This is a genomic window from Fluviicola sp., from assembly GCF_039596395.1.
Taxonomy (GTDB): domain Bacteria; phylum Bacteroidota; class Bacteroidia; order Flavobacteriales_D; family Crocinitomicaceae; genus Fluviicola.
Genome location: NZ_JBCNJT010000002.1, coordinates 1,165,477 through 1,177,271 on the forward strand (window position 1 = coordinate 1,165,477; position 11,795 = coordinate 1,177,271).

The following is an 11,795-nucleotide window of genomic DNA, read 5'->3' on the forward strand; positions in this document are numbered from 1 at the left end:
ATGAATTTCGATCAAAAAGATCCCGCTTATTTTTGGGATACCTGGAAGTTTGCTTCGAAAAACGGACAACAAACCTGGCAGTTTGAACTTCCCGAAGAGTTGAGAGGAATCATTCAATCGGATTCCGATTGGGACAAACCGGAAGGAATGGCTTTTTTAAAAGCATTTGACCGTGCGTTTCTTTTTGACAAGAAAGTCAACCCGAATTCCGCTGACCGGGTCATCCGTTATTTGCGCAGGAAGCAAGTCGGAGATCCGGAGATTATCTCATCAGATGGTTCAGGTTCACTCAAAGAAAGAGCATACACGAGCCTGCTGAATGGTTTTTCGTTTTACGAAACCATGCAGGAACCGGATGGAAATTGGGCAGGTGATTACGGAGGCCCGCTTTTCCTGATCCCGGGATTGGTCATTGCATCTTATATGACCGGATCGCCTTTCGAAAGGCCGATGCAGGTTCTGATCAAGCGCAATATCTGGAATCACCAGAACGAAGACGGTGGCTGGGGATTACACATCGAAGGCCATTCAACCATGTTCGGAACAGTCATGCAATACGTGACTTTGCGTATTTTGGGAGAAGATCTTTCCAATCCGGACATGAAACGCGCACAGGATTGGATTTTAAGCCACGGTGGCGCAACAAGAGTTCCGCAATGGGGGAAGTTCTACCTGTCGCTGCTGAACGTTTATGAGTGGAAAGGAAATGACGCGCTTTTGCCGGAAATGTGGAAATTTCCGAAATGGGTTCCTTTTCATCCCGGAAAATACTGGTGCCACAACCGCATGATCTTTTTGCCGATGTCATACTGCTACGGTAAAAAGGTGAAGGCAGAACTGACTCCGTTACTCAAAGAATTACGAAACGAACTCTATACCACTTCCTATGATTCCATCGACTGGAAAAAAGCACGCAGGGAAGCTTGTGAAACAGATATTTACAACCCGGTTAGCAAATGGTATCTCCGTTTGAGTGGTATTATAAATGCCTACGAGCGCATCCATTCGAAACGTTTCCGGAAAAAATCCCTTAAGTACGTAGAAGATTACATCGATTTCGAAGATACTTATACGCGGTACATCAATATTGGCCCTGTAAACCAGGCCATCAACTCCATTTGTGCGTGGCACAATCACGGGAAAGATTCCGAACAGTTCAAAGGCCACGTAAGACGCTGGAAAGATTATTTGTGGATTGCAGAGGATGGAGCAAAAATGGCGGGTTATAACGGATCTCAATTATGGGATACTGCATTTGCAGGCCAGGCTTTGATCGAAGCAGATATGGAAACTGCTTTCCCGGAAATGGCTGAGAAGATTTACAGCTACATCGATACCACCCAAATTGAGCGCAATGCAAAAGATTACGACAAATTCTGGGGGGATGTAACACTCGGATGCTGGCCGTTTTCAACCATTGATCACGGATGGGCAATCACGGATTGTACGTCGGAAGGAATGAAAACCGCAGTTTTGTACAACAACAAGGAACACATCAACAAGAAAAACCACATCGGTCTGGAACGGTTGAAACCTGCTGTTGACTGGTTGTTAAAGATGCAAAATAAAGACGGTGGTTGGGCATCTTACGAAAGACAAAGAGCTCCGGAATGGATTGAAGTATTGAATCCAGCTTTGTTATTCGAGAATATCATGACAGAGGCAAGGTATACGGAATGTTCTTCTGCCTCTATCCAGGGATTAAAAGAATTCACTAAACACCACGATTATCGACGGGAAGATATCAAAGTTGCCCTGGAGCGTGGAGCCAAATTCCTGAAATCCAAACAAGATCCGGATGGTTCCTGGTACGGATGCTGGGCGGTGTGTTACACCTATGGTACCTGGTTCGGAATTGAAGGGTTGTTAACTGCCGGTTCTCCAAGTTACGAAAACGGAACGCCTTCCCCGGAAATCCAAAAAGGTTGTGAGTTTTTGTTGAGTAAACAACGCGCTGACGGAAGCTGGGGAGAATCTTTCGAATCCTGTGTGCAACATCGCTATGTAGAACACGAAGACGGACAAATAATCAATACGGCCTGGGCACTTTTGGCTTTAATGAAAGCGAAGCATCCCAACAAAGCAGCTATTGAAAAAGGAATAGAATTTATCCTTTCCCGCCAGGAAACAAACGGCGATTTTCCGCAGGAAGGAGTTTCAGGCATCTTCAACGGGAATTGTGCAATTACCTACACGGCTTACCGGAATGTTTTCCCTTTGTGGGCGATAGCGCGTTATTACCGCTGGTATTCCTAAAACAAGTACGAGACGAAATAGAAAGAAAAGAGCATTTAACACCGGTTGAATGCTCTTTTCTTTTAAGGGAAGCGAAAATGCTATTTTTTGAAGGTTGGCAATAGTTGGTCCAATTCGTTTAAGGTCATGGTGAATCCGCCCTGGAAGCCCATTTCGATCATTTGCTCCATGCGCTCCAGCGATTCGTTGTAAATGGAAATATCCACGCGGGTGATCCCGTTTTCTTCACTAAAGTTAAAATCCCAATTGGAACCGGGAAGGTTCGGAGTTCCGTCCTTGTCTGCAAAAGCATTCAGGTATTTGAAATTCGTTTTCGGATTAATGGCCGTATATTCCTGGATAGACCAATGCTCCTGGCCTTCGGGGCTTACCATGGCATAAAACCGCTTTCCGCCAACTTTGAAATCCATGACTTTCGTTCGGGATGTCCAAGGTTTCGGCGCCCACCATTGGTCCAAATATTCTTGTTTGGTAAATGCGTCCCAAACCAAATCCAGTTCTGCATCAAATTGTTTGTTCACAAATACCATTTTGGAGGATTTGTCAACGGTAAAGTCAAAGAGTAAATTTTTCATTTTTCCTGTTTTTAAACGGTTTGAATAGTTTTATGAAACTATTTGGTTGCTAATATATATGCAACTATTCGGTTTCGCAAATTTATTTTCATTTTTTTGAAAATTTTTGTTGAAAAACCATTGTTTGGAGAAATGAGCGAAGAAAGTCTGAATGAAGTGTGAGCGTAGACTTTACTTCTTCATTACCTTTACGCTATGATACAACAATATACGCTGGATTTTCTGTCCGATCTAAAAGCAAATAACAACCGGGATTGGTTTCAAACAAACAAAGCAGTTTATGAAAAGGCGCATCAAAATGCCATTGCTTTTGCGGATTCCTTACTCGAAAAAATGAGGGTTCATGACTCCATTGAAACAGCATCCGGGAAAGCAAGTTTGTTCCGTATTTATGCTGATACGCGCTTTTCAAAAGACAAAGCTCCTTACAAAACGCATTTCGGAATCCGGTTCAGCAGAGCAACAGCCTATTTGCGGGGTGGATATTATTTTCACTTGGAACCTGGAAACAGTTTTATGGGCGGCGGATTCTTTTCCCCAGGTCCGGATGATTTAAAACGCATTCGGGAGGATATCAGTTTCAATTACGAAGAATGGAAGGAGCTGATAAGTCAGCCCGAGTTTATAGAGACATTCGGGGAACTAAAGGGTGATGGAGTAAAAACAGCCCCAAAAGGTTTTGATAAGGATCATCCGGCTATTGAGCTCATCCGGAAAAAGCAATTTATTTTGAGACACCATTTTACGGACAAAGAAGTACTGCAATCAGACTTCGCGGAAAAACTGGATCAAACATTCCGGGCACTTCGTCCGTTTTTTGATTATATGAGTGAAGTGTTAACTACAGATTCGAACGGGGAATCGATCTTATAAGAAAGTCAGTGAATTTGGACCGTTGACAATGGTCAAAAAAACGGAAATGAAAATCAATGTTTGCGGGAGATTTAAGTTAGTCACCTCCCTCAGATTGAGGAAAATCAGATCGAAACTTCGAACTCGGATTCCCTTCCTCATTCTCACTCTCCGCTCTCACTCTGAAAGAAAAAAGCATCCGGAGAAAATTTGGTCAGAATGAGAAACAGAATGAAAATGAGGTAAAAGAAAAAAGCATCATGTTCGTGATGCTTTTTTCTTTTGTGACCCTGATGAGAGATGTTTCGAACTATTTGGTGGAAGACTTGACGAGAATTCAGTAGCAACCCACCTTGTTATCTTTTGTATTTTTTTGCAGGAAAGGTTGGATTCGAACCAACAGTGTAAAAACTATCAAACGCCCCTTAGAACTCTAGTCTTAAGCCCCTTGAAACAAGGTCTATTGGAACTTGTTCCAAGGAGGTTGCTCTACCAGTAGCTACTTTCCTAAATTCATTAAAAATTCTTTTATTTCTTCTTTAGTAATCGTTAATTTAACAAAATTACTATTTAAGTACCCTTTAAATTTAGAATAAAACCTATCAAAATCAGTTGAAAGATTAAAATTACCTTTGTTTTCAATTATTCTATCACTTTGGAACGACTCATAAAAATATAATAATAACTCCTTTTCCGTAAAAACGGAGGAAAACATTGAGTCAAGATTGTCAGCTATTTTTCGAAGAATATTAATGGATTCAATAACTTCTAAATAATTAGAAAACATTAATCTATTTGATTCAAAATCAACATATCGATTGTCTAATCCTTTAATCACATTCCATTGATGATTTAAAAACTCTCCTTTTTTGCTAATGAAATCGCCAAAAGTACCATTTGCGCGATCATTTGGCTCACGATGAGCAATCACATTTCTTCTTAACCTAAAATATTCAAGAGTATCGAATAATACCTGAAATGGTATATTGTTTCTATTTAAAATTGTTCCCCAATGTGAACTAACTTCGCAATTTTCATTACAAACTCCCAAATTATAAAGAACAGAGTTGACAACTTGATTTGTATTTAAATCAATTAATGATGTAGTTTCTTGAATTTCTTCACGTTCTCTTTCTCTTCTTGTAACATTGAGAATAATTCCTTTTTTTAAATATTGTTCAACAAGTGTCCTGAGTTTTTCATCCAATTTATCTAAACTATTGGATTGGATTAGCTTAAATTCATCAAGCCGTAATTTGATTTTTTTTCCTCTTAAAAATCTTTCTATAGATTGGATTGATGTATAGTATTCTTGTACGAAAATTTCGAGTTGAAGATAAATTAATATTAAAGAATTATCATAAATGAACTGGTTTGATTTATTAATTGATTCAGTAATCTCCCTTGTTGTTTTATTGAATTTACCAGAGTAAATATTCGAGTTGAAAATTTCTCTATTCGCTATTTTTTCTAATGGTTTAGAACCTTTGTAATTCTTTTTAAAGTGTTCTACTTCATTTTCGATTTGTTTTGAACAGAAAGTATGGTAAATAATACTGTCATTTATTTCTGCAATTCTATTATGGAATTTCTTATAGTGTTTCATAAACTAGGATGTGGTTTTCAATCACTAAAATACTCAGAAAGTGATTTTTCACAAGGCTTTTTCTTGTGAACCTAATGATATATATTCCCAATGATTTTTTAAAGGATTTGAAACTTTTTATCGAATAGAATGATACCAGAAAACCCAATTGGATTCGAACGACTCTGATTTGACGAGAAAACACAATAAAATCAATAATTTGCGGGAGATTTCACTTCGCTACCTCCTCCTGAGAGAGGAAAATCAGGTCAAAGTTTCGAACTCGGATTCCCTTCCTCATTCTCACTCTCCGCTCTCACTCTGAAAGAAAAAAGCATCCGGAGGAAATTTGGTCAGAATGAGAAACAGAATGAAAATGAGGTAAAAGAAAAAAGCATCATGTTCGTGATGCTTTTTTCTTTTGTGACCCCGGAGGGATTCTAACCCCCAACCCTCAGAGCCGAAATCTGATGCGCTATACAGTTGCGCCACGGAGCCATTTCGATTGAGTTCTTCAATCTTCCCCAAAATTAGTTCCTTTTTTGACTTCTCTTGCGATTTTTCCAATAATTTTGAAGAGTATGCGTTTATACACCAAAACAAATTTCATGCGAAGTCTTCTTTTAGTCGGTTTAATGGGTTTATCTTCCGCTGCATTTGCACAGCTTGGAACAGGTCAGTGGCGTATGCATGTGGCTGCTTCTCAGGCAATTGATGTGGCTTACGGTGACGGACTTGCCATGGCGGCATTGAAAACCGGGGTGATCGAATACGACGAAGCCGCAGGTGAAACAAAAATCTACAACGACCAGAACGGACTTTCGGATATTATCGTTTCATGCATTTCTTACGATGCAGGAACGAAATCTTTTTTCATCGGTTACGACAACGGAAACATCGATCAGCTTTATTCGGATGGAACAATCGTCAATATTCCTGCGGTAAAATTGGCTTCCATTACCGGAAATAAGCGGATCAACAGCTTTACCTCGAAAAACGGGAGAGTGTTTGCCGCAACCGGTTTCGCGATCGTTGTGCTCGACCCCAATAAACACGAAGTAAAAGATACCTACAATCCGTTCGGTGTTCCCAAAAACTACCAATCGGTATTGTTTGTGAACGATTCTATTTATGCAGTTCACAATGACGGAATGGTCAGGGCGTTTGCGAATAATCCCTTGTTGGGGAATCCGAACAACTGGAGCATAGATACCCGCGTGGACGAACCTGCTTTGGATGTTTCGTATACGAAAGGCGGGGTTTTAAACAATGAACTTTACATCCTGGCCAAAAAGCAGGCATATGGCGGCGATTCCATTATGAAAGTTACATCCGGCGGATTGCAGGAAGTCATTGGCCATCAGTTCAATCCCATGGAGATTGTGAACTTCCAGATTGTTAATAATAAGCTGGGAGTAAGCTTTTCGGATTCATACCTGCTGTTTAATGAAGACGCTTCGATCTTTTTCGGTATTTCCGGATATTCGAATCCTGCTCCGCAAATCCAGTCGGTTACTTTTCAGGGAACCAGCTATTGGATTGCAGACTATAAGAACGGATTGGTCAAATACGACCAGTTCGGAACTTCAAAGATTATTTCAAAGGAAGGACCTCCGAAAAATGACTTTTTCAGCATCAACGGATATAACGGGAAAATGGTGGTAACTGCCGGAACAATCGACCGGGTTTCATTGAGTTTTAGTACTCCCGGAGCATATACCATGAAAGATGAAGACTGGACTTTGTTCGATTATTCTACACAACCTACACAGTGGGCGAATGGAGTGTGGGACATAGGTACAGCAGCCATTAACCCGAAAAACGAAGATGAGGTTGCATTGGGCGGATATTGCCAGAATGGATTGAGCATGGTGAATGGTTCACAAATCACGAATGTTTACGGAGCTTCCAACTCAATCCTGGAGAATACGGCGCTTGGGAATAACATGACGTGTATTACTGCTTTGGAATACGATGACGACGGGAACCTGTGGATTGTCAACGGGTACTCTTCCAAAATATTGAAAGTCAAAACAGCAGATGGGAATTGGTATGCCATGTCAAACAATTCTTTAATTTCCAATGCCTACGCTTCGGAACTGGCAATCGATTACAACGGACATAAATGGGTCGGAGTTTACGGAAAAGGATTGATGGGCTACAAGGATAACGGAACCATTTCCAATACTTCGGACGATATTATCAAAGTAATGCAAACCGGTGAAGGATCCGGAAACATGCCTTCGGATAACGTAACCGCTTTGGCTGTGGATTTCGACAATGAGATCTGGATCGGAACAGATAACGGACTGGCCGTTTTATACAACAGCGCAGGAATCTTTTCTGCCGCCGGAACAACAGATGTTTCACGCATTTTGGTTACTTACGACGGGAATGTGGAGCTTTTGCTCGGAAATTCCTACATCTCCGATATTGAAGTGGATGGCGGTAACAGAAAGTGGATCGGAACGGCTGAATCGGGAATCTTCCTGGTTTCTGCAGACGGTCAGGAAGTGATTGCAAATTACAACAAGGACAATTCACCTATGATCTCCAATACGGTTCTGGACATGGAATTCAATCACCTTACCGGGGAGTTGTTCATCATCACCGATAACGGAATGGTTTCTTTCCGCACGGATGCCACATACGAAGATCCGGATTATGCTTCAACAACTGTTTTCCCGAATCCCGTAAAGCCTGAATTTACAGGGCCGATTACTATCCAGGGAATTAAGTACGGAAGTGATGTGAAAATCACCGATGCAGCCGGGAACCTAGTCTATAAAACTACTTCAAACGGTGGAACTGCAACCTGGAATGGTAAACGACTGACCGGAGAAGCTGTGAGCTCCGGAGTATATTTTATCTGGACGGCTCCAACGGAAGGAAAAGGGAAGAAAGTAGGAAAAGTAGTTGTTATCCGATGAAAATAACGGATAAAGCAGTTGTTTTATCGCGTTTGCCTTATTCTGAAACCAGTTTAATTGTTAATCTTTTTACCCTTGAATCGGGGTTACAAACTTTCCTGTTCCAGGGAGCCAAAAAGAAAAAGGGTTTGATCCTGTTTCCCCTGGAATTGGTGGAAATCACTTACTACAAAAGAAACGATAGCAGTTTGTTGAAGCTCACTGAGATGCAGTCTTTGGAACCTTTGCATCGGCTGCTGGAAAATCCCTTGAAATCGAGTATCGCCTTTTTCGTTTCCGAATTGATGCTGATTTGTTTGCGGGACAATCACCAGGATAAAAAACTGTTTGCTTTTCTAAGTCGGGAAATTCATTGGTTGAATGAAAGTGAAGAGCTTAGCAATTACCTGATCTGGTTTTTGGCGCAGGTTTCCAAACTGGAAGGATTCCAACCCGAAGTACAAAGCAATACCCCGAAGTATTTTGAACTGCAGGAAGGAAAATTCACCAATGAACTGCCTTTTTTGCCTTCATACCTGGAAGAACCCTGGCTTCATTGGTTAACGGATAGTCTGGAATACGAAAAACTGGATTTCCTGGCGCTTTCTATTCCAAGGGAAGAACGGGTAAAACTGATTGATGCCTGGCTGGAATATTATCAGTTCCATATAAGCGGTATGCGAAAAATGAAATCCCTGGAAATAATCAGAACCGTTTTTAATTAAATGCGTATGGACGCGATGCATCGAGTCCATACCGTAAATGTTATTTCCGTTCGATTTCTTTCAGGTTTTCCATCTTCTTCGTTGCCAGGAAACCGTTGATGTCATCGAAATGCGTTTTCACCCGCTTATTCCCGAATTCATAAACCTTGGTTACCAAACCGTCCAGGAAATCCCGGTCGTGGGATACAAGAATCAGCGTTCCGTCGAAAGCGTTCAGGGCATCCTTGATGATATCTTTCGTTTTCATGTCCAGGTGATTGGTCGGCTCATCGAGAATCAGCAAATTGACAGGTTCAAGCAGCAATTTAATCAACGCCAGGCGCGTTTTTTCTCCTCCCGACAATACTTTTACCTTTTTGGTAGAAGAATCTCCGCCAAACATGAAAGCGCCCAGCAAATCTTTTATTTTCGTTCGGATATCTCCTTCGGCAATGCGGTCGATCGTTTCAAAAATGGTTAATTCTTCATCCAGCAAAGAAGCCTGGTTCTGCGCAAAGTACCCGATCTGAACGTTGTGTCCCAATTCCAGGTTTCCTTCGTAGCCGATTTCCTTCATGATTGCCTTTACCAGGGTCGATTTTCCTTCTCCGTTTCTTCCCACAAAAGCCACTTTTTCCCCGCGTTCGATCGTCACATTTACATCTGAGAATACCGTGTGATCGTCGTATTTTTTTTGAAGATCGGTAATTACTACAGGGTAAGAACCCGAGCGTGGGGCAGGAGGGAACTTCAAACGCAAAGCGGAATTGTCCACTTCGTCCACTTCAATGATGTCGAGTTTTTCGAGCATTTTTACCCGCGATTGAACCTGCAGTGTTTTGGAATATGTTCCTTTGAACCGTTCAATGAATTCGGTAGTTTCCGCGATGAACTTTTGCTGTTCTTCGTATTGTTTTTGTTGTTGTGCTCTTCGTTCCTTGCGCAATTCCAGGTAGTGGGAATACTTGGCTTTGTAATCGTAAATGCGTCCCATGGTTACTTCTATGGTGCGATTGGTAATTGCGTCCACAAAGGCGCGGTCGTGGGAAATTACCACCACAGCTTTTGCACTGTTCACCAGGAAATCTTCCAGCCACTGAATGGACTCGATATCCATGTGGTTGGTAGGCTCATCCAGTAAGATCAGATCCGGTTTTTGAAGCAGGATTTTTGCCAATTCGATACGCATTCTCCAGCCACCGCTGAATTCGGAAGTTGGCCGCGTGAAATCTTCGCGCTCAAATCCCATTCCTTTCAGCACCTTCTCCACTTCACCGTCGTAATTGATCTCTTCGATGGAGTAAAACTTTTCGCTGAGTTCGGAAACGCGTTCGATCAGTTTCATGTAGTCGTCCGAATCGTAATCCGTACGGACTGTCAATTCCTGGTTCAGGGCTTCGATCTCATCGCGCATGGCGAAAATTCCCGCAAAAGCTTTGCTGGTTTCTTCGAAAACGGTGCAATTATCTTCCGTCAGCAAGTGCTGGGGCAAATAAGCAATTACGGCGTCTTTGGGAGCAGAAACCCCACCTTTGGTGGCTTTGTTCACTCCGGCAAGGATTTTCAACAAAGTCGATTTCCCGGCACCGTTTTTACCCATTAACGCGATCTTGTCCGTGTCATTAATGACAAAAGAAACATCACTGAATAAAACTTTACCGCTGAATTCTACCGTTACACTGTCTACTGAGATCATAATTTTTCTTTGTGGTGAAGCATCCATAATGGGCTGCTTCATCAGATTTTGGAAGTGCAAAGGTACTGACAACTTTATACAAAAAGCAGGGATGGAAAATTTTCCATCCCTGCTTTCAATTTAGGTAGTAGTTTGTCAGATGATGAAAATGACCAACAGGTCGATAATAAGCGTGACAATGAATGCATTCAGGATCCATCTCATTGGAGCAACTGCTAAAAGTAAACTAAGCGTTGTCATTGTTGGAATAACTACTGCGATCAAAGACCATATATGGAGTGCGGCACCGTAATTCATGGCAATACCGCCTAAACATCCTATAATTAATAATGAGATCGCAATCACCCCGAACCGGTATTGTGTAGCCAGATTTTCGAGTTTCATCCAGGTGCTTTCTTTTATTTTCTGTGTTTCCATAACCTTCTGATTTATATGTCAAAGGTCAGAATCAACGAATCGGATTAAAATGAGTCAAATCACAAAAAAAGTTGATTTATCTCAACTTTTTACTCGACTTGTTTATATTTGATTTAACAAATAAGTGAAAAAAGTTGGTTATGAAGAAGGTAAAATTGATGCTAATGTTGGCAACAGTTGTGTTGTTGGCAGGCAATTCCCAGGCCCAGGGGTTTGGAGGAAGTGGAAGCAGTTATTTGCAGTTAGGTTTAGGTGTAAACCAGCACTATTCCATTTATTCTGATTATGACAGAGCCTATAACACGAATTACGGGGCGCTTAATTTCCAAATGGAGTTCGGCGTTCATAAGTATATCGGGCTCGGTTTTATGGTAGGAGGAGAAATCGCAATGCGGGGAGCCGGATATTACTACGGTGGTGTATATGCTCCGGGTTATTATGCTCCTTCAAATTCTCCGTATTGGAGTGTTGGAGTACCAATCGGATTTATTGCGAATTTTCACTTTTTGCAGCTGATTTCCGATAAAGCCGGGAAAAATTTTGCAGACCATCTGGACGTTTATGGTGGTTTGAACATCGGTAGCGGTCCCGTTTTCAGAAATGTCCGCGACAAGTATGATAATGATCCTTACTACGATTCCCGTGTAGGAGCTTTATTCTTCATCGGGCCACATGTTGGGATCCGTTATTTCCCTAGCGAAAAAGTGGGTATTTATGCAGAAGCAGGTTACGGAAAATCATTGATTACCGGAGGGGTAGTTTTCAAAATGTAATCACAAGTTTTATAAAATTAAAAAGGGC

At 41.5% G+C, this 11,795-nt stretch carries 9 protein-coding genes and 2 tRNA genes; 5 read left to right on the forward strand and 6 right to left on the reverse strand.

Features of this window, described 5'->3' with window-relative positions:
• Positions 1–2,256: a terpene cyclase/mutase family protein gene (locus ABDW02_RS13950; RefSeq protein ID WP_343635440.1), complete on the forward strand. Its 2,256-nt coding sequence runs from the start codon at positions 1–3 to the stop codon at positions 2,254–2,256.
• An 80-nt stretch (positions 2,257–2,336) separates the two neighbouring features.
• Here ABDW02_RS13950 and ABDW02_RS13955 read toward each other — a convergent pair whose 3' ends face one another.
• Positions 2,337–2,831 (reverse strand): SRPBCC domain-containing protein, encoded by a 495-nt coding sequence (locus ABDW02_RS13955; protein ID WP_343635442.1) that lies wholly within the window; start codon positions 2,829–2,831, stop codon positions 2,337–2,339.
• A 195-nt stretch (positions 2,832–3,026) separates the two neighbouring features.
• Here ABDW02_RS13955 and ABDW02_RS13960 point away from each other — a divergent pair, with 195 nt between their 5' ends.
• Positions 3,027–3,704 (forward strand): DUF2461 domain-containing protein, encoded by a 678-nt coding sequence (locus tag ABDW02_RS13960; protein ID WP_343635444.1) that lies wholly within the window; start codon positions 3,027–3,029, stop codon positions 3,702–3,704.
• A gap of 355 nt (positions 3,705–4,059) precedes the next feature.
• Here the strand turns inward: ABDW02_RS13960 and ABDW02_RS13965 are convergent.
• The 3 genes from ABDW02_RS13965 to ABDW02_RS13975 form a co-directional block, all read right to left on the reverse strand.
• Positions 4,060–4,192: transfer RNA gene (locus ABDW02_RS13965), tRNA-Ser, on the reverse strand.
• Positions 4,183–5,289: a hypothetical protein gene (locus ABDW02_RS13970; protein ID WP_343635446.1), complete on the reverse strand. Its 1,107-nt coding sequence runs from the start codon at positions 5,287–5,289 to the stop codon at positions 4,183–4,185. The genes ABDW02_RS13965 and ABDW02_RS13970 overlap by 10 nt, the downstream gene beginning before the upstream one ends.
• 403 nt (positions 5,290–5,692) lie before the next feature.
• Positions 5,693–5,766, reverse strand: a tRNA-Arg gene (locus ABDW02_RS13975).
• A gap of 110 nt (positions 5,767–5,876) precedes the next feature.
• Here ABDW02_RS13975 and ABDW02_RS13980 point away from each other — a divergent pair.
• The gene (locus ABDW02_RS13980; RefSeq protein ID WP_343635448.1) at positions 5,877–8,198 is read left to right on the forward strand and encodes a two-component regulator propeller domain-containing protein; all 2,322 of its coding nucleotides are present in this window, start codon (positions 5,877–5,879) and stop codon (positions 8,196–8,198) included.
• Positions 8,195–8,902 (forward strand): DNA repair protein RecO, encoded by a 708-nt coding sequence (recO, locus tag ABDW02_RS13985; protein ID WP_343635450.1) that lies wholly within the window; start codon positions 8,195–8,197, stop codon positions 8,900–8,902. Before ABDW02_RS13980 ends, recO begins: the two co-directional genes overlap by 4 nt.
• Before the next feature lie 40 nt (positions 8,903–8,942).
• Here the strand turns inward: recO and ABDW02_RS13990 are convergent, their stop codons facing one another.
• Together ABDW02_RS13990 and ABDW02_RS13995 are read right to left on the reverse strand one after the other, a co-directional pair.
• The gene (locus ABDW02_RS13990) at positions 8,943–10,577 is read right to left on the reverse strand and encodes an ABC-F family ATP-binding cassette domain-containing protein (protein ID WP_343635452.1); all 1,635 of its coding nucleotides are present in this window, start codon (positions 10,575–10,577) and stop codon (positions 8,943–8,945) included.
• Between the two features lie 135 nt (positions 10,578–10,712).
• Positions 10,713–10,994, reverse strand: coding sequence for a hypothetical protein (locus tag ABDW02_RS13995; protein ID WP_343635454.1), 282 nt, complete (start codon positions 10,992–10,994; stop codon positions 10,713–10,715).
• Between the two features lie 140 nt (positions 10,995–11,134).
• Here ABDW02_RS13995 and ABDW02_RS14000 point away from each other — a divergent pair, with 140 nt between their 5' ends.
• Positions 11,135–11,767, forward strand: coding sequence for a hypothetical protein (locus tag ABDW02_RS14000; RefSeq protein ID WP_343635456.1), 633 nt, complete (start codon positions 11,135–11,137; stop codon positions 11,765–11,767).
• Positions 11,768–11,795 lie beyond the last annotated feature (28 nt).

Bases quoted from the DNA above. Each gene is read 5' to 3' on its own strand.
- ABDW02_RS13950 (WP_343635440.1), top strand. From the start codon at position 1: ATGAATTTCGATCAAAAAGATCCCGCTTATTTTTGGGATACCTGGAAG.
- ABDW02_RS13955 (WP_343635442.1), bottom strand. From the start codon at position 2,831: ATGAAAAATTTACTCTTTGACTTTACCGTTGACAAATCCTCCAAAATG.
- ABDW02_RS13960 (WP_343635444.1), top strand. From the start codon at position 3,027: ATGATACAACAATATACGCTGGATTTTCTGTCCGATCTAAAAGCAAAT.
- ABDW02_RS13970 (WP_343635446.1), bottom strand. From the start codon at position 5,289: ATGAAACACTATAAGAAATTCCATAATAGAATTGCAGAAATAAATGAC.
- ABDW02_RS13980 (WP_343635448.1), top strand. From the start codon at position 5,877: ATGCGAAGTCTTCTTTTAGTCGGTTTAATGGGTTTATCTTCCGCTGCA.
- recO (WP_343635450.1), top strand. From the start codon at position 8,195: ATGAAAATAACGGATAAAGCAGTTGTTTTATCGCGTTTGCCTTATTCT.
- ABDW02_RS13990 (WP_343635452.1), bottom strand. From the start codon at position 10,577: ATGATCTCAGTAGACAGTGTAACGGTAGAATTCAGCGGTAAAGTTTTA.
- ABDW02_RS13995 (WP_343635454.1), bottom strand. From the start codon at position 10,994: ATGGAAACACAGAAAATAAAAGAAAGCACCTGGATGAAACTCGAAAAT.
- ABDW02_RS14000 (WP_343635456.1), top strand. From the start codon at position 11,135: ATGAAGAAGGTAAAATTGATGCTAATGTTGGCAACAGTTGTGTTGTTG.